11 protein-coding genes are annotated in these 17,590 nt (G+C 74.8%); 5 read left to right on the top strand and 6 right to left on the bottom strand.

What is annotated here, in order from left to right; all coding sequences use genetic code 11:
- The first annotated feature begins 99 nt into the window (after window positions 1-99).
- Window positions 100-642, top strand: a complete 543-nt coding sequence (locus tag AB4039_RS11450) for an NUDIX hydrolase (protein WP_442270634.1) — start codon at window positions 100-102, stop codon at window positions 640-642.
- A 73-nt stretch (window positions 643-715) separates the two neighbouring features.
- Here AB4039_RS11450 and AB4039_RS11445 read toward each other — a convergent pair whose 3' ends face one another.
- Window positions 716-1,204, bottom strand: a complete 489-nt coding sequence (locus tag AB4039_RS11445) for a hypothetical protein (RefSeq protein ID WP_442270633.1) — start codon at window positions 1,202-1,204, stop codon at window positions 716-718.
- Between the two features lie 284 nt (window positions 1,205-1,488).
- On the opposite strand from AB4039_RS11445, the gene AB4039_RS11440 reads away from it, so the two are divergent.
- The gene (locus tag AB4039_RS11440; RefSeq protein ID WP_266846779.1) at window positions 1,489-2,661 is read left to right on the top strand and encodes a UDP-N-acetylglucosamine--N-acetylmuramyl-(pentapeptide) pyrophosphoryl-undecaprenol N-acetylglucosamine transferase; all 1,173 of its coding nucleotides are present in this window, start codon (window positions 1,489-1,491) and stop codon (window positions 2,659-2,661) included.
- A gap of 157 nt (window positions 2,662-2,818) precedes the next feature.
- Here AB4039_RS11440 and AB4039_RS11435 read toward each other — a convergent pair whose 3' ends face one another.
- Window positions 2,819-4,063 (bottom strand): GNAT family N-acetyltransferase, encoded by a 1,245-nt coding sequence (locus AB4039_RS11435; RefSeq protein WP_442270632.1) that lies wholly within the window; start codon window positions 4,061-4,063, stop codon window positions 2,819-2,821.
- A gap of 218 nt (window positions 4,064-4,281) precedes the next feature.
- Window positions 4,282-4,422 (bottom strand): hypothetical protein, encoded by a 141-nt coding sequence (locus AB4039_RS11430; RefSeq protein ID WP_266846776.1) that lies wholly within the window; start codon window positions 4,420-4,422, stop codon window positions 4,282-4,284.
- Here AB4039_RS11430 and AB4039_RS11425 point away from each other — a divergent pair.
- Window positions 4,412-4,816, top strand: a complete 405-nt coding sequence (locus AB4039_RS11425) for a hypothetical protein (protein WP_266846774.1) — start codon at window positions 4,412-4,414, stop codon at window positions 4,814-4,816. The two genes, AB4039_RS11430 and AB4039_RS11425, sit on opposite strands and share 11 nt — an antisense overlap.
- A 177-nt stretch (window positions 4,817-4,993) precedes the next feature.
- On the opposite strand, the gene AB4039_RS11420 is transcribed toward AB4039_RS11425, so the two are convergent.
- On the bottom strand, window positions 4,994-6,106 hold the full coding sequence (locus tag AB4039_RS11420) for an ABC transporter substrate-binding protein (RefSeq protein ID WP_266846772.1): 1,113 nt from the start codon (window positions 6,104-6,106) through the stop codon (window positions 4,994-4,996).
- 201 nt (window positions 6,107-6,307) lie between these two features.
- Between AB4039_RS11420 and AB4039_RS11415 the strand changes: the two genes are divergently transcribed.
- Both AB4039_RS11415 and AB4039_RS11410 read left to right on the top strand, forming a co-directional pair.
- Window positions 6,308-6,847 carry a GNAT family N-acetyltransferase gene (locus AB4039_RS11415; RefSeq protein ID WP_442270631.1) on the top strand — a complete coding sequence of 180 codons (540 nt, stop codon included), beginning with the start codon at window positions 6,308-6,310 and terminating at the stop codon, window positions 6,845-6,847.
- A 62-nt stretch (window positions 6,848-6,909) separates the two neighbouring features.
- Complete coding sequence (locus AB4039_RS11410; protein WP_266846769.1) at window positions 6,910-7,641, top strand: hypothetical protein; 732 nt, start codon at window positions 6,910-6,912, stop codon at window positions 7,639-7,641.
- Here AB4039_RS11410 and AB4039_RS11405 read toward each other — a convergent pair.
- Window positions 7,569-8,453: a thioesterase II family protein gene (locus AB4039_RS11405; RefSeq protein ID WP_442270630.1), complete on the bottom strand. Its 885-nt coding sequence runs from the start codon at window positions 8,451-8,453 to the stop codon at window positions 7,569-7,571. The genes AB4039_RS11410 and AB4039_RS11405 overlap by 73 nt on opposite strands.
- A 46-nt stretch (window positions 8,454-8,499) precedes the next feature.
- The coding region (locus tag AB4039_RS11400) for a type I polyketide synthase (protein ID WP_442270629.1) at window positions 8,500-17,590 on the bottom strand (9,091 nt) is incomplete at its 5' end.

The following is a 17,590-nucleotide window of genomic DNA, read 5'->3' as shown; positions in this document are numbered from 1 at the left end:
GGCCGTCGTCCCGCCCCCGGGCGCCGCGTGGTGGCGCGAGGCCCCGGCCGGGCCGCCGGGGCCTCCCCCGCACCGCGGCAGGCCGCGATACTGGCGGCCATGACCAGCACCGACAACACCCCTGCGACAGCCTTCTCCCGGATCAAGGTCCGCGCCGGAGCCGTCGTCTTCTGCGGCGAAGACATCGCGCTCATCCGGCGGGAGCGCGCCGGCTCCGTCCACTACACCCCTCCCGGCGGCAACGTCGAGGACGGCGAAGACTTCCAGCGGGCCCTGCGCCGGGAACTCGGCGAAGAGCTCGGACTCGACGTGGACCAGGCGGACGGCGGTGACCTCATGTGGGTCGTCGACCAGCGCGTCACCCGCCCGGGGCCCACCCCGTCCCCTCGCAAGATCCACTTGATCTACCGCCTCCACATCACCCCCGAGGTCCGTGCCCGCCTCGCCACGCACGAGCTGGACGAACTCCCCGACGGCGGCCATGAGATCGGCGTCATCGAGTGGGTCCCCTACCGCGACGCCGCCCTGCTGCCGGTCTTCCCGCCCATCGGGCCCGCGCTCGCCGCCCTGGACCACCCCCGCGCACCGGTCGCCAACCCCGCCCTGGACGCCGTCACGGACGCGAACTACACCTGGGTCTGATCCCCGACGTCGAGCGCGCCCCGAGCGGGGGGGAGCGGCCCTGGCGTGGCCCGCTCCTCGGGCGGCTGCCGGGCTACGAACCCGAGCGGAGGCCCAGAGCGCTGTGCAGCACGATCCCGGCGGGAACGTCCTCGCGGCCCGACGCCCCGCGGACCCGCTCCACCAGTCGCGCGCGGAGCTCCTGTGCCGGCTCACCGAGCACGATGGCGCTGAGCACGAGTTCCAGCATCAGGCAGTCGTACGCGTCATCCGTGCCGCTGTAGCGGTCCCCGTCACGCTCCACCACCGCCTCGGTGACCTGCCGGCCGCCGCTGTCGAGAGGGGTGAAGGTCGCTTCGACGACCCCGTGGCCCGTCCAGCTCCGGTGCAGATGGACGACGTTCCCCTCGGCGAAGACGTTCCACTTCTCGTCCATGTCCCGGGCGCTGTAGCCCAGCCGGATGCACTCCCATTCCTCGTCCGACCAGACCCGGCCCGGCAGGAGCGACAGCGGTCTGGGGACGACGATCGGCTGGAGGCGGTCGGAAAACGAGGCTCGGGTCACGGGTTCGTCTTTCGGCATGCCGTGATCCTACGGACGGACCGGCGCCCGGGGAGAGGGAATTACGCCCGCAGCCACATCCTCGCGAGGCGCCCTCGGGCCTGGCCGGGCCGTCGCGACCAGTCGCAACCGGGCCGACGCCGACGCGGCGTGACCGGCCGGGGTCGGGTGTGCGCCGGGTCGGGTCGGTACGCCATGCCCGGCACGGCTCCTTCCGGCCGGCGGCGCGCGTTCCGGCGGCCGCGCCGCGGCGACGGCCGCCCCCCCGGTCGTGGTCGCCGGCCGTCGAACAGTAGGGTGACCAGGTGGATACTCCTTCGCTCCCGCGTTCTTTCCGGCTGCTCGTGACGGGCGGCGGCACCGGCGGTCATACCTATCCGGCCCTGACTGCGGTACGGACCCTGCAAGGTCGGCTCGCGGCTGCGGGCGGCACCCTGGACGTCCTGTGGATCGGCACCCAGGACGGTCTTGAGGCGCGCGTCGCTCCGGCGGAGGGCATCGCCTTCAAGACGGTGGCCACGGGGAAGATCCGTCGCTCGTCGAACCCGCTGAAGATGCTGTCCGCCGCGAACGTGAAGGACATGGCCCGGGTTCCGCTCGGTGTGGCGCAGGCCCGTGCGATCGTGTCCGAGTTCCAGCCCGACGTCGTCCTGGCGACCGGCGGTTACGTCGCCGTTCCGGCTGGTCTCGCCGCGCGGCTCAACCGGCGTCCCCTGGTCCTGCACGAGCAGACGGTCCGGCTGGGCCTGGCCAACCGGAAGCTCGCCAGTTCCGCGACCCGGATCGCGGTGTCCTCGGAGTCGTCGCTGGCCCTGCTGCCCGCCGATGTGCGGGACCGCGCGGTCGTCACCGGAAACCCGGTGCGGCCGGAGGTGCTGTCCGGTCACCCGGACAAGGCGGTCGAGGCGCTGGCGCTGTACGGGTTCGACCGGCGGCTGCCGACGGTCTACGTCACCGGTGGCGCGCAGGGTGCCCAGCAGATCAACGGCGTCGTTCGGGACCTGCTGCCCTGGCTGCTGACCTACGCGAACGTGATCCACCAGTGCGGCCCGGCGAACGTGGACGAACTCCGCAGCGCCGCGGCCGCCCTGGACCCGGTCCTGGCCGGGCGCTACCACCTGACCGGCTTCGTCGGGCCGGAGCTGCCCGACGTGCTGGCGCTGGCCGATGTGGTGCTCTCGCGGAGCGGGGCCGGCACGCTGGCGGAGCTGACCGCGCTGGGCAAGCCGGCCGTGTTCGTTCCGCTGGCCACTTCCGCGGGGAACGAGCAGGCGCACAATGCCCAGCACCTGGCAGACGCGGGCGCGGCGGTCGCCCTGCTGGGCGAGGTCACGACGCAGGCCCTCGGGGACGCTCTGGGGCCGCTGCTGACCGACCCCGGTCGGCGTGCGGCGATGGCGGAGCGGGCGCGTGCGTACGGCAGGCCGGACGCCGCGGACCGGCTCGTGGACGTGCTCCTGGCCGCGGCCAACGGCTGACCGTCTCCGCGCCCGTTCTTCCCGGTGACCGGGACCGCCGGTGCCGGCCGACGGCCGCGCCGGTCGTCACCGGTCGTCACCGGCTCCCCGGACGGTCTTCCCCGGACAGGAGCACCGGCCGTCGGGCTCCTGACGGGGCCCGGCGGCGGATGCGCGGTCAGAACCAGTGCAGGCAGTGCGGGGTTCGCTCGGCGCGGAAGAGGGCGTCGGCGAGGACGGCCGCGCCCGGGTGGTGGGCCCGGACGTGTCCGGCGCGCACGAGCGTGCTCGGGGCGGTGCCGCCGAGGTAGACCGAGCCCAGATCGCTCATGTCCAGGGACAGGTCGGGCTCCCGGCCCGTCGGAACGCACTCGGCCTCGCCGTCCCGGACGGTCAGCAGGTAACGGTTGCGCTCGCCGAGGAACGGGTCGTCGACGTCGAGGACGAGCTCGCCGTCCGTGAACCAGCCGCGCGCGGTCAGCGCACGTGGTACGTCCAGCAGTCTCACCCAGAGCCAGTCCGTGTCGTTGCCCACCTGGCCGGCCCGGAAGTCGGCGAGCTGCCAGCGGAGCGGGTGCTGGGGCGGGAAGTGCTTGAACACGACCTGAGTGACCAGGTCGTGGCCGAGCAGGAATCGCGCCAGGGCCGTGGTGACGGCGTCTTCGGTGGCGATGGTCTCGTCGACCGTCAGGGTGGCGGCCTCGCCGACCGAGTAGCTGGCGTACCCGTCCGGTACGCCGTCGGCGTCACGGTGCACCGCGACGTAGCGCGGCGCCGGGGCGACCGGGGGCTGCCCCGCCCGCAGGGCCCACCAGCGGTGCGGCCGGGACAGGGCGCCGGGCTGTGCGCGGCGGTACCGGTCGTAGACCTCCTCCAGGACCGCGCCGCAGTCGGCGCTCCGCAGCACCTCCACCGAGCCGGTGTCCGGCCCGGCGTCCGAGCCGGTCCCCGGCGCGCCGGCCATCGCGCGCGCCCGGGGGACGGCGAGGGCGGCCTCGTGGCGCGGCACCGTCAGGCGCGCCGTGTAGGTCGCCGGTCCGTAGCCGAACCTGCGGTAGATCAGGGCCTCGGAGGCCAACAGCACGGAGAGGAACTCCCCGCGCTCGCGCAGCTCGGCGATCTGATGCCGCATCATCGCGCTGAGCACGCCTTGGCGCCGGTGCGAGGGCAGGACGCCCACGGCGGTCACCCCGGCGGCCGGAACGAGGGCCCCACCGGGGAGGGTGAGCTCGAAGGAGTGCGCGCCGGCGGTGCCGACGGGCCGCCCGTCCGCCGTCAGGGCGAGCAGGCAGCGATCGGCTTCGAGCGCCGACCACCAGAGTCCGCCGCCCTCGACCGGGGTTTCCGGGAAACGCCCGAACGCGGCGTGGAGCGTGTCGACGAAGACGTCGAGGTCGTCATCGGTCGTGGAACGAATCTGCATTGCGGGCCGCCGCCTCCTCGGTGTGCGGCACCACGCCTCGTGGTGCCCGGCCACAGTGCAGCGTCGATCCAGGGCCGACGCAACCGAAATACGGCCGGGTGCGCGGTCGCTCACGGCACCGCCCGGTCCCGGACCGGGCGGCACCGCTGCGGGGCGCCGGCGCGCGGCGCCCCGCAGCAGGCCCCGTGGAGGGCGAGGGGAGGGTGGTCGGGACCGGGTCAGGCGACCTGCCACCAGTGGTCGTCTCCGTAGCTCGTGCTGCAGGTGTAGACGCCCACCCGGAGGTCGTTGGCGCCGTCGGCCAGGCCCGCGACGTCCAGGCACACGGGGCGGTGGGCATGGAAGGACTTGGCGTTCACGAGCTGGAACGCCTTGCCCGAGGAGTCCCGGGCCTGGTACCAGAGCTACCCGGCGTCGGTGCGCTTCGCCCTCGTCGACGGCGCCCTCGCCGCATCCGGACCCGCCTCGCTGGCCCGGTACTGCCCGCTGGTGGTCGGGGCGGCCGTCGACGGGGACGCGGTGGCGGGCCGGATCCTCGACGAAGCCGCCGACCTGCTCGCCGAGAGCGCGCGGGCGCTGCGGCCTCGACGCGGCGAACCCCTGGTCACGGCGGGAGGGTTGCTGGGACGGGAGGGCCCGCTGCTGGAGCGGTTCGCCGGCCGCGTGGCCCGGTGGGGGCTGGTCCCGCATCCGGTGCGGGACGGGGTCGCGGGGGCGGTGGCGCTCGCCCGGATGCTCGCCCGGCAGCCGTAGCGCGAACGCTGTCCGTCGGGTCTGACCGGCCTCTCTGTCCGTTCGGCCTGATCGGTCCGACCCCGCACGATCAGGGGATCCCTGCGGCCTCGGTGCCTGCCGAAGGTCCGGCCGTCCGTCGAGCCCTGCTGAGCCCCGCGCGTCGGCCGGCGGCCCGCGGGGCCCCTTCGTGCTCCCTCAGCCGGTGTGGAGGACCCGGAAGCGCGCGGGTTCCGCCGGATCCCGGTCGACGACCTGGACCGGCGTCCAGGCCCATTGCCAGACGCTGATGCCCGGCGTGCGGGAGAACCGGATCTGCCCCCGGGTGCCTTCGACCGTGACGTGCGGCCAGGATTCGGCGATGCGCGCCCGGTCCGGGCCGTGGGAGCGCAGCACATCGGCGAGGACGGTGACCGTGTCGTATCCCTCGAAGGCGACGAAGGAGGGCGCTTCGGCCAGCCGCTCGCGGAGGGCCTTCCCCACCCGTGCGCCGAGCGGGCCGAGGCGCTCGGGCAGGTAGCGCAGGAACGGGATCGCGGCGCCGGCGGAGCCGAGCAGCGTCGCCCATTGCGAGAACTCCGGCTGTCCGGCCGGGGCGCCGATCAGGACGTCGGCGAGGCGCGGGTCGTGGCGGACGGACCGGACGACGGGCACGGCCGGCTCCGGGTGGCCGACCAGGAGGAGCAGGGCCGTCGCCCGGTGGTCGACGAGTGCGTCGCACACGGCCTCGGGGGCGAGCTCACGCATGTCGAGTTCGATGACGGCGGCGCCGCGTGGAGCGAGGTGGTCCCGCAGGATGCGGGTCCCGGACGCCCAGTAGACACTCGGATCGACCGCTACGGCGATGCGGCTGTGGCCGGCGGCCAGGAGGAAGTCCGCGTAGGTCCGCCAGCCGTGGGACTGCGCCGGGGCGAGGCGCGCGACCCAGGGCGTCGGCTGTTCGGTGAGCGCGTCGAGAACCGCCGACGAGCAGAGGAACGGCAGGCCGCGGGCGTGGGCCCTGGCAGCGGCCGTGCGGGCGACGACGCTGTGGTACTCCCCCGCCACGGCTGCCACGCCCAGGCGGTCCAGTTCGTCGACGGCCGCCGCGGCCCTGCGCGGATCAGCCGCGGTGTCCCGGACCACCAGTTCCAGTGGGCTTCCGGAGATCCCGCCGGTGTCGTTGACCTCGCACACGGCCAGTTCGAGTCCGGCAAGCAGGTGCCGCCCCGCCTCGACCCAGCCGGGCCGGGTCAGCGGAACGAGGGCGCCGATGCGGACGGCTGGTCCGTCGGTCCGTACCGACGCGGAAGGCGATGGGGGCGTACTCATGCGTGGGTGTCTCCCGTATGGCGATCCGGTCGAGGTGCGCCCGGATCGCAGCGTGGCGATCCCCGGGTCGTACGGGGTCCGGTGGACTCGCCCTGGCGGGCGCACCCGGGCGACCGTGCGGGACATTGCATCCGCCCCATCGCCGGGCCGCAACCGATTATCCGGTCGACACGGTGGCCGTGATGGCGTTTCCTGACCGGCATGCCAGAGCTGCGTACCGACCGTCTCGTGCTCCGCCGGTGGCGGAAATCCGACCTCGAACCGTGGGCGGCGATGAACGCCGACCCCGAGGTGCGCGAACACCTGGGGGCACTGCTGACGCGGAAGCAGAGCGACGCCGTGGTGGCCCGCATGCGGGCCGACTTCGACGCGCGGGGATTCGGCTGGTGGGCACTCGAAGCACGGGAGACCGGTGAGTTCCTCGGGCGCGCCGGCCTGGACACGGTGGACGAGGGCATGCCGTTCGCGGGGGTGGACGTCGGATGGCGGCTGGTGCGTGCGGCGTGGGGAACCGGCTACGCCACCGAGGCCGCCCGCGCCTGCCTGGCCTTCGGCTTCGAGACCCTCGGGCTGCCGGAGATCATCGCGACGACGACCGTCGGCAACCTCCGTTCCCAGGCGGTGATGCGCCGCATCGGGATGACCCGCGATCCGGCTGACGACTTCGAGGATCCGAGCGTGCCCGAGGGGCCGCTCCGCCGCTGTGTGCTGTACCGGACCCGTCCGGCGAGCAGGGCCTGACGCGCATCACGACGGAACCGTCAGGCCGCCGTGTCGCCGCAGTTCACCGCTGAGGGGGCCGTGTGAGCGCGGGGACGAAGGGGGTGGTCCTCCAGGGGGTGAACGTCGGCGCTAGCGTGATCACCATGTACGAGATCAAGGGCGTGAGAGCCACGCCGGGCGGACGGATGAACGTCCGGTTCCACGAGCACGGCTTCGTCGTCAGACGGGACCGGCTCGCCGGCCGCGTCGCCGACACACTCTTCGGCGACGGAGCCGGGTGCGTCACCGCACTGGTGCTGCTCGCGTCGGTGGGGATGTTCAGTCTGCTCCGCAAGAGCGGGGCGCCGGAGGCCGCCGTCACGGCCTGCATGTGGGTGTTCATCGTGGCGGTCTGCTACGGCACGCTCATCGCACTGTTGCACTGGACAGCCGGGGTGGTCGCCGGCGTCCTGTTGTTCCTGTTCGTCGTGGTGACGCTCCCGGGGCTGCTGATTCCGGGCTACCGGCGAACGGTGCTGCGCCGGTGGCGCGGCGGCGGTCCGGAGACCGAGCCGGGGTGGGTTCCGGGGACCGCTCTCCTCGGGGTGTGGCATCAAGTGGACCCGCAGGGCGGCGTCGTGGTGACGGTCCGGCGGACCGACGGATCCGTCACCGCGTACGTTCCCCCGGCCGACCAAGCCCGCAACCTGCACGACCACTTCGCCACGCTGCTGCGCAACGGCCGCCCGGCCCCGGCTCCCTACCGGCAGCCGGCACACGGCGCTCCGGCGTACCAGTCCTGGCAGGGGAACCCGGGCCCTCCGCGCGGCTGAACCTCGCCCACCCCGGGGCGGCGGACCGGGATCGGTGGAGTGACGGAGGTGCGGAGGTGGTCCGTCATGGTGCGGACCACCTCGGCCTGGTCGCGTACCAGGTAGAAGTGTCCCTGGGAGAAGACTCGCAGGTCGAACGGGCCTTCGGTGTGCGCGGCCCAGGCCGCCGCCTCCGCCGGTGTCACCTTCGGGTCGTCGCTGCCGATCATGGCGACCAGGGGGCAGTGCAAGGGCTCCCCCGGCTCGGGGGCGTAGGTTTCGGCGGCCCGGTAGTCGGCGCGGATGGCCGGGAGGACCATCCGGAGCACCTCCTCGTCCCCGAGCAGCTGTGTGTCGGTGCCGCTGAGGCTCTTGACCTCGTCGATCAGGCCCCGGTCGTCGAGCAGGTGCACGGTCTCGTGCCGCGGTGCCGAGGGAGCCCGGCGCCCGGAGGCGAAGAGCGCCGCCGCGACGATGCCCTTCTCGCGCTCGAAACGGGCCGCGACCTCGTAGGCCACCGAGGCGCCCATGCTGTGGCCGAAGAACGCCAACGGCCGGTCCGCCCAGGGCAGCAGTGCGGTGAACACCTGGTCGGCGAGTTCCGGGACGTTGTCGATGAGGGGCTCGGCTCGACGGTCCTGGCGGCCGGGGTACTGGACGCACAGGACGTCGGCGAAGTCCGGCATGTTCCGGGCCAGGGGGAGATAGAAGCTCGCGGAGCCGCCGGCGTGCGGCAGGCAGACCAGCCGGACGCCGGCGTCCGGCCTGGGCTGGAACCGGCGTATCCACAGGCTGTTGTCGGTGGGGGTGGCGGTGCGGGCGGGGGTGCTCATGGTGTGGCGTGATTCCCTTCGGGTGGGCGGGTGTGGGTGGCGGGGGTCAGGACAGCTTGAGGACCCATTCGTCGACCGCGGTCGCCGTGGACGGCGCGTGCCGTTCCATCAGCGTGTAGTGGTCGCCGGGGACTTCGGTGACCTGTTGGGCGTGTCCGGGCGCGGGCGGCCGGTCGTCGGTCCCGTCCTCGCCGTGCGCCATGCGGTCCGCGGCGCGGACGACCAGCGTGGGCGCCTTCGCCACCGGGGCGTCCCAGTCCTCGAAGACGGCGAGGTAGCCGCCCATCGCGGTGAGCTGGGTGCCGGGCGCGGAGATGAAGTCGAAGCGCTCCGACTGTTCCCGTACCACCGCCGACTGGAAACGGTCGGCCATGCCCTGTTCGCGGGTGAAGCTGTCCAGCATCACGATGCCTTCGACGGGCCGGCCCAGCTCCTCCAGCCGGCAGGCCACGGCGTGCGCGACCCAGCCCCCCGAGGAGTAGCCGACGAGCACCACGGGCTCCTCGCCCGCGCAGTCGGCGACGGCCCGGACGTGCACCTCGACGAGGGCCGCGACGTCCTGCGGCAGCGCCTCCCCCGGGGCGAAGCCCGGCTCGGGCAGGGCCCAGACGGTGCGCCGGCCGCCGAACGCGGCGGCGAAGCGGGCGTACTGGTGCACCCCGGAGGGCGCCATGTACGGGCCGAAGCAGATCAGCTGCGGCCCTTCGTCCCCGTGTGCCAGCCGGACCGGGACCGGACCGTGGTCGGCGGCCGACGCGGCGTCGAAGACCGGTCGCAGCCGGGCCGCGGCGGTGAGCATCCCGATGCCCTCGGAGAGCCTGCCCAGTTCACCGGCCCGGCGGTAGAGGCCGACGAGCAGGTCGTCCTGCTCGTCGCGCGGGGCCGGTCCGGCTCCGTGGGACCCGCCGGAGGCCTCCGCCAGGAGGGCCAGGAGCCGGGTGGTCACCGCCGCGGGGGTGGGGTGGTCGAAGACCAGGGTGCTGGGCAGTTTGAGGCCGGTGGCCCGGCCGAGCCGCTTCGCGAGCCGGACGGCGGTCAGCGAGTCGAAGCCGAGTTCCAGGAAGACGTGCCGTTCCCGTACGGCGTCGGCGGAGGGGTGGCCGAGTACGGTGGCGGCCTCGGAGCGTACGAATTCCAGCGCGGCCGCGTCGCGTTCGGTGGCGGGCAGGCCCGTCAGCCGGCGTACCAGGAGGGGTTCGCCGTCGGACCCCGCGTCCGCGCCGCTCTCCTCGGCGGCCAGCAGGCGGGCCACCTCGGGCAGGCCCCCGAGCAGCGGGCTCGGCCGGGCGGCGGTGAACCCGGGCAGGAAGCGCTTCCAGTCCACGTCGGCGACGATCACCGAGGTGTCCCCGTGTTCGACCGCGCGCCGCAGGGCCAGTACGGCGAGTGCGGGGTCCATCGGGTCCAGGCCGCGCAGCCTCAGCCGTTCCTCGGCGGCGCGGTCGACCATGCCGCCGCCGCCCCAGGCGCCCCAGGCGATGGACGTGGCGGTCAGGCCGCGCGCCCGCCGGTGTTCGGCGAGGGCGTCGAGGGAGGCGTTCGCCGCCGCGTAGGCGGACTGGGCGCCGCTGCCCCAGGCGGCGGCGCCGGAGGAGAACAGGACGAAGGCGTCCAGTTCGCGGTCGCCGAGCAGCGCGTCGAGGTGGGCCGCGCCGGCGGCCTTGGCGCCCAGTACGTCGGCGGCCTCGGCCACGGTGGTGTCGGCGAGCAGGGCGGGCGTGCCGATGCCGGCGGCGTGGACCACGGCGCTGAGCGGCGGCAGGTCGGCGAGCGAGTCCAGGAGGGCGGCCACCGCCGTCCGGTCGGCCATGTCGCAGGCGGCGAGCGTCACGCGGGCGCCCAGTGCCTCCAGTTCGGCGCGCAGCTCATCGGCGCCGTCGGCCGCGGGGCCGCGACGGCTGGTCAGTACCAGGTGTTCGGCGCCGGCGGCCGCCAGCCAGTGGGCGACCCGGCTCCCGATGAAGCCGGTGCCGCCGGTGACCAGTACGGTGCCGCGCGGCTGCCAGCCGGGCCCGGCGGGGATGTCGGTGCCGGTGGCGCGGAGCATCCGGCGGGCGTGGGCGCCGTCGGCGCGGAGGGCGATCTGGTCCTCTCCGGTGGCTCCGCGGAGCACGGCGGCCAGCCGGCGTCCGGTCCCCGCATCCGTGGCCCGTACGTCGGCGGGCAGGTCCACGAGGCCGCCCCAGCGTGCGGGGTGTTCCAGGGCCACGACCCGGCCCAGCGCCGCCACCGTCGCCTGGGGTACGGCGCGGAGGGGGTCGGCGGGCCCGGTGGACACGGCGCCCCGGGTCACGCACCACAGGGGCGCGTCGACGTCGGCGTCGCCGAGCGCCTGCACGAGGAGCAGGGTGGTGGCGAGGCCGAGCGGGACGGCCGGGTGGTCGGGGTGGGCCTGGTCCGCGAGGGCGAGCAGGGACAGGACTCCTCGTACGCCGGCGCCCGCTTCCCGCAGCCTGTCGGCGAGGGTGTGACGGTCCTCGTCTCCGGTGACGGCCAGCCGGACGGTGTCGGCGCCGTGTGCGCCGAGGGAGTCGAGCGCCAGCTCCACCGCGGGGTCTTCGAGCCGGTCCCGGGGGACGAGCGCGAGCCAGCGTCCGGCGAGGGCGGGCGGGGCCGCGTCGGGCACCGGCTTCCAGCCGATCCGGTAGCGCCAGGCCCGGGTCGCGTCCTCGTCGCGGCGGCCGCGGTGCCAGGCGTGCAGTGCCGGGAGCGCGGTGGCGAGGGTGGTGTCCTCGTCGAAGCGCAGCTCCTCGGCGAGGGAGGTCAGGTCCTCGCGTTCCACGGCCGCCCAGAACTCGGCGTCCGCGGCGGACTGCGGCGCCGGTGCCGTCTGCGCCGCGGTGTCGGGCGCGTCGAGCCAGTACCGCTGCCGCTGGAAGGGGTAGGTGGGCAGTTCGGCCGGGGTGCCGGTCGGGTCGCCGAACACCGCGGTCCAGTCGACCGGGACGCCGTGCGCGTGTGCCTCGCCCAGGGAGGCGAGGAAGCGCCGGGCGCCGCCCGCGGAGCGGGTCAGGGTCGGCACGACGGCTTCGGCGGGGCCGTCCGTACGGGCGTCGTCGAGGGTGTCCTGGAGTCCGTACACCAGGACCGGGTGCGGGCTGATCTCGATGAAGACGCGGTGTCCGTCCGCGCGCAGACGCCGGACCGCCTGCTCGAAGCGTACGGTCCGGCGCAGGTTGCCGTACCAGTACGCGGCGTCGGGCGCGGTGTCGAGCATGTCGCCCGTCACGGTCGAGCAGAACGGGATCTTGGGCGTGCTCGGGACGAGCGGGGCGAGTTCCGCGGCCAGTTCGTCCCGCACCTCCTCGACCTGGGCGCAGTGCGAGGCCAGGTCCACCCTGACGCGCTTGGCCTGTATGCCGTCGGCCGCGCAGGCGTCGACGAGTTCGGCCAGCGCGTCCGGTTCGCCGGCGACGACCACGGTGCGCGGCCCGTTGACGGCGGCCACGGCGAGGCGGTCCTCCCAGGGGGCGAGGCGCGCGGTGACCTCGGCCTCGGACCGCGGGACCGACACCATGCCGCCGCGCCCGGCGAGCCGGGCGAGCAGGGCGCTGCGGCGGGCCACGAGCCGGGCGCCGTCCTCCAGGGTCAGTGCCCCGGCGACGACGGCGGCCGCTATCTCGCCCTGCGAGTGGCCGACGACGGCGGCCGGGCGGACCCCGCACGCACTCCACAGTCCGGCGAGGGCCACCATCACCGCCCACAGCACCGGCTGGATCACGTCCGGGCCGTCCAGCGCGGGGGCTCCGTCGGCGCCCCGCAGGACGTCGTCGAGCGTCCAGTCCACGTACGGTGCGAGCGCTTCGCCGCAGGCGGTGATCCGGTCGCGGAAGACGGGCGAGGTGTCGAGGAGCTCGATCGCCATGCCCGCCCACTGGGAGCCCTGGCCGGGGAAGACGAACACCGGCTGGGCGGGGGATCCGGCCGAGCCGCGGACCGCGAACTCGTGGGAGCCGCCGGAGGCGATCGCCTCCAGGGCCGCGACCAGTTCGTCGCGGTCCTCGCCGACCGCCACGGCGCGTTCGTCGAAGAGGGTGCGGGTGGTGGCGAGGGCGTATCCGATGTCGCGCGGCCGGGTGCCGTCCTCGCGCAGCAGCGCGGCGAGGCGTCCGGCCTGCTGTTCCAGTGCCGCTCCCGTGCGGGCGGACAGCGCCAGGGGTACGGCCGCCGCTCCGGCCGGGGGCCGGGGACCCGTCCGCGGCGCGTCCGGTGCTTCCGGTGCTTCCGGTGCTTCCGGTGCTTCCTCGATGATGACGTGGGCGTTGGTCCCGCTCATCCCGAAGGAGGAGACCGCGGCCCGCCGGGGGCGGTGCTCGGCGGGGTCCCAGGCGACGGGCTCGGTCAGCAGCCGGACGGCGCCGGCGCTCCAGTCGACGTGCGGGGTCGGCTCCTCGGCGTGCAGGGTCCTGGGGAGCGTTCCGTGCCGCAGGGCCTGCACCATCTTGATGATGCCGCCCGCTCCGGCGGCGGCCTGGGTGTGTCCGATGTTGGACTTGAGGGAGCCCAGCCACAGCGGCCGGTCCGCGGGGCGGTCCCGGCCGTACGTGGCGAGCAGCGCGGAGGCTTCGATGGGGTCTCCGAGCCGGGTGCCCGTGCCGTGCCCCTCGACGGCGTCGACGTCGGCGGTGGACAGGCCGGCGTTGGCGAGGGCCTGCCGGATGACGAGTTGCTGGGCGCGGCCGCTGGGGGCGGTGAGGCCGTTGGAGGCGCCGTCCTGGTTGACGGCGCTGCCCCGGACGACGGCCAGGACGCGGTGTCCGTTGCGGCGGGCGTCGGACAGCCGCTCCACCAGCAGCATGCCGACGCCTTCGCCCCAGCCCGTGCCGTCGGCGTCGGCGGAGTACGCCTTGCAGCGGCCGTCGGCGGAGAGGGCGCGCTGGCGGCTGAACTCGACGAACGCGCCGGAGCTGGACATGACCGTCACCCCGCCCGCCAGGGCGAGTTCGCACTCGCCGCGGCGCAGGGCCTGGGCCGCCATGTGGAGGGCCACGAGGGAGGACGAGCAGGCCGTGTCGACGGTGACGGCCGGTCCTTCGAGGCCGAGGGTGTAGGCGATCCTCCCGGAGGCGACGCTGGCGGCGTTGCCGGTGCCCAGGTAGCCCTCGACGTCTTCGGGGACGGCGATGCCGCGCCGGATGTAGTCCTGGTACCCGGAGCCGACGAACACTCCGGTGCGGCTGCCGCGCACGCTCGCCGGATCGATGCCGGCCCGCTCGAAGGCCTCCCAGGACGTCTCCAGGAGCAGTCGCTGCTGGGGGTCCATGGCGGTCGCCTCGCGCGGCGAGATGCCGAAGAAGGCGGCGTCGAAGTCGGCGAGGTCGTAGAGGAAGCCGCCGGCGCGGGCGTAGGTGGTGCCCGGGTGGTCGGGGTCGGGGTGGTAGAGGGTGTCCAGGTCCCAGCCGCGGTTGTCGGGGAAGACCGACATGGCGTCCGTGCCCTCGTCGACCAGCCGCCACAGCTCTTCGGGCGAGCGGACCCCGCCCGGGTAGCGGCAGCTCATGGCGACGATGGCGATCGGCTCGTCGTCGGCGCGTACGGGGACGGCGGCGCTCTCGGGGGCGTCGGCGGTACCGAGGAGTTCGACCAGGAGCGCGCCGGCGAGGTCGAGCGCCGACGGGTAGTCGAACACCATGGTGGTGGGCAGCCGCAGTCCGGTGGCCTTGACGAGGCGGTTGCGCAGTTCGACGGCGGTCAGTGAGTCGAAGCCGAGGTCGCGGAAGGCCCGGCCGGGTTCGACGGCCTCGGGGCCCGGGTGTCCGAGCACGGCCGCGGCCTCGGCCCTTACGAGTTCCACGAGGGTGCGGTCGCGTTCGGCCGGGTCCGCCCGGTCGAGGGCCCGGCGCAGGGCGCCCGCGGTGTCTTGCGCCCCATCGGGGTGGCCCGCCCGTACGGAGACGGCCTCGCGGACTTCGGGCAGGTCTGCGAGCAGGGGGCTGGGGCGGCCGACGGTGAAGGTGGGGGCGAAGCGCGCCCAGTCCACGTCGGCGACGGTCACGGCGGTCGCGTTCCGGGCGATGGCGCGTTCCAGCACGGTGAGGGCGGATTCGGCCGCCAGGGGATCGAGGCCGCGCCGGCGCAGGTTCTCGGCGATCCCGGGGCCGGCGGCCATGCCCGCGTCGGCCCAGGGTCCCCAGGCCAGGGCGGTGGCCGGCAGGCCCCGGGCCCGGCGGGCGGCGGCGAGCGCGTCCAGGTGGGCGTTGGCGGCGCTGTACGCGGCCTGGCCGCCCGCGCCCCACACTCCGGCGATGGAGGAGAACAGTACGAACGCGTCGAGTTCGGCGGGGCCACCGGGCAGTGCGTCGAGGAGCTCGTCGAGGTGGACGGCGGCCGCGGCCTTGGCGGCCAGGACGGCGGCGAAGGCGGCCGGGTCGGTGTCGGCCAGCAGGGCGGAGGTGTCCACGCCCGCCGTGTGCACCACCGCGGTGAGGGGGCCGGCCGTGCCCGCCGTGTCCGTCAGGTCGGCGAGCAGCCGGGACAGGGCGTCGCGGTCCGACACGTCGCAGGCGGCCAGGGTCACGCGGGCGCCCAGCGACTCCAGTTCGGCGCGCAGTTCGTCGGCGCCGTGGGCCTCGGGGCCGCGTCGGCTGGTCAGCACCAGGTGTTCGGCGCCGCGGGCGGCGAGCAGCCGGGCGACGTGCCCGCCGAGCGCGCCGGTCCCGCCGGTGATCAGCACGGTTCCGCGGGGGCGCCACTCCCCGGCGGTGTGGGCGCCGGCCCGGTCGGCGCGGGCGAGGCGGCGGGCGAACACCCCGTCTGCGCGGACGGCGAGCTGGTCTTCCTGGCCTCCGGCGGTGAGGGCGGCCACGATCCGGGCCGGTACGGGTCCTCGGCAGTCCGGGGGCAGGTCGAGGAGACCGCCCCACCGGCCGGGGTGCTCCAGCGCGGCCACCCGGCCGAGTCCCCAGATCTGGGCCTGTCCGGGGGCCGTGACCGGGTGGTCGTCGGGCGAGGTGGACACCGCGCCGCGCGTGGCGCACCACAGCGGCGCCTCGACGCCCGCATCGCCCAGCGCCTGGAGCAGGGTCAGGGTGGCGGCGACGCCGCCGGTCAGGGCGGCCAGGCCTTCGACGGGGCGCTCGTCCAGTGCGAGCAACGAGACGACGGCGCGCGGGGGCATGGCGTCCGTGGCCTCGCGCAGCCGTGCGGTGAGCGTCTCCCGGTCCTGCGCGCCGTCGACGGTGAGGGAGGTGACGGGGCAGCCGTGTGCGGCGAGCACGTCCCGGAGTCCGGCCCCGAGGGGTTCGGCGCCGCTGTCGTGGTCCGGGCCGACGGCGGGCAGGACCAGCAGCCAGTGCCCGTCGGCCGTCGCGGCCGCCCGATCGGCCGCGGGGCCGGTGGCCGGATCGGCCGAAAGGTCCGTCAGCCGCTTCCAGGTGACGTCGTACTGCCATTCCTCGATCGTGGTACGGCGACCACCGGCGGCCGGGGCCGCTTCGAGCCAGTAGTGCTCGCGCTGGAAGGCGTAGGTGGGCAGGTCCACTCGTCGCGCGCCGTGTCCGGCGAAGACGGCCGTCCAGTCGACGGGCGTGCCGCGGACGTGGAGGTGGGCGAGGGCGGTGGTGACGGCCAGGCCCTCGGCCCGGTCGGCGCGCAGTACGGGGATGACGGCTGCTTCGTCGTCGTCGAGGACGGCCTGGGCCATGGCGGTCAGGACGCCGCCCGGACCGATCTCCAGGAAGGTGCCGACGCCCTCGCCGGCGAGGGCGGTGACGGCGTCCGCGAAGCGGACGGCCTCACGGACGTGGCGCACCCAGTAGTCGACCGAGCAGAACTCCTCCGCCGATACCGGACCGCCGCTGAGGGTGGAGACGATCGGCACGCGCGGGGCTTCGAAGGTGACCGTTTCCAGGGTCGTGCGGAACTCTTCGAGCATCGGGTCCATCAGCGGGGAGTGGAAGGCGTGCGAGACGGTCAGCGCCTTCGTCTTGCGGCCGTCGGCCGCGAGCCGGTCCACGACCGCGGCCACCGCGTCCTGCGCGCCCGAAACCACCACGGCCGAAGGGCCGTTGACCGCGGCGATGCCCGCACGGTCCTCGAACCCGGCGAGCAGGTCGCGTACCTCGTCCTCCGAGGCCTGCACCGCGACCATCACACCGCCGGAGGGGAGCGCCTGCATCAGCCGGCCGCGCGCCGCCACCAGAGCCGCCGCGTCGTCGAGGGAGAGCACACCCGCCACGTGCGCGGCGGCGAACTCGCCCACGGAGTGGCCCGCCAGGAAGTCCGGACGGACGCCCCAGGACTCCACCAGCCGGAACAGCGCCACCTCGACCGCGAACAGGGCGGGCTGCGCGTATCCGGTCCGGTCGAGCAGTTCGGGGTCCTCGCCGAACACGACGCCCTTCAGGGGGCGTTCGAGGTGCCGGTCCAGCGCGGAGCAGACCTCGTCGAAGGCGTCGGCGAACACGGGAAAGGAGGCGTGCAGTTCACTTCCCATGCCGAGCCGCTGGCTGCCCTGCCCCGAGAAGAGGAACGCGGTTTCGCCGTCGCGGCTGCCGATCCCCTCGACCACCTGTGCGGCGGAGGTCCCTTCGGCCACGGCCTTCACACCGGCGACGAGTCCGGGCAGGTCCGTCCCGACCACGGCGGCTCGGTGTTCCAGTGCGGCCCGCGAGGTCGCCAGGGAATGGGCCACGTCCACCGTGCTGACGTCGCCGAGGCCGAGGACGTGCGCCAACAGCCGCTCCGCCTGCTCGCGCAGGGCCGCACCGTTGCGTCCGGAGAGGGTCCACGCCACGGGCGTGGGGCCTCCGGGCGATTCGGTCCGGTCCCGGCCCGAGGGATCCTCTTCCGCGTCGGGTGCCGGCGGGGCCTGTTCGATGATGGTGTGGGCGTTGGTCCCGCTCACGCCGAAGGAGGACACGGCGGCCCGGCGCAGGCGGCCGTTCTCGCCCCATGCGACGGGTTCGGTGAGCAGGCGTACGGTTCCCTCCGACCAGTCCACGTGCGGCGAGGCCTCTTCGGCGTGCAGGGTCTTGGGCAGGACCCCGTGCCGCATCGCCTCGACCATCTTGATGATCCCGCCCACCCCGGCCGCCGCCTGCGTGTGCCCGATGTTCGACTTCAACGACCCCAACCACAGAGGCCGGCCGGCCGGACGACCCCGCCCGTACGTCTCCACCAACGCCTGCGCCTCGATC

It is taken from the genome of Streptomyces sp. M-16 (assembly GCF_052114405.1).
In the GTDB taxonomy this organism is placed as follows: Bacteria; Actinomycetota; Actinomycetes; order Streptomycetales; family Streptomycetaceae; genus Streptomyces.
Note: the sequence above shows the minus strand (reverse complement) of the source record. Positions and strands in the feature narration are given on the sequence as shown.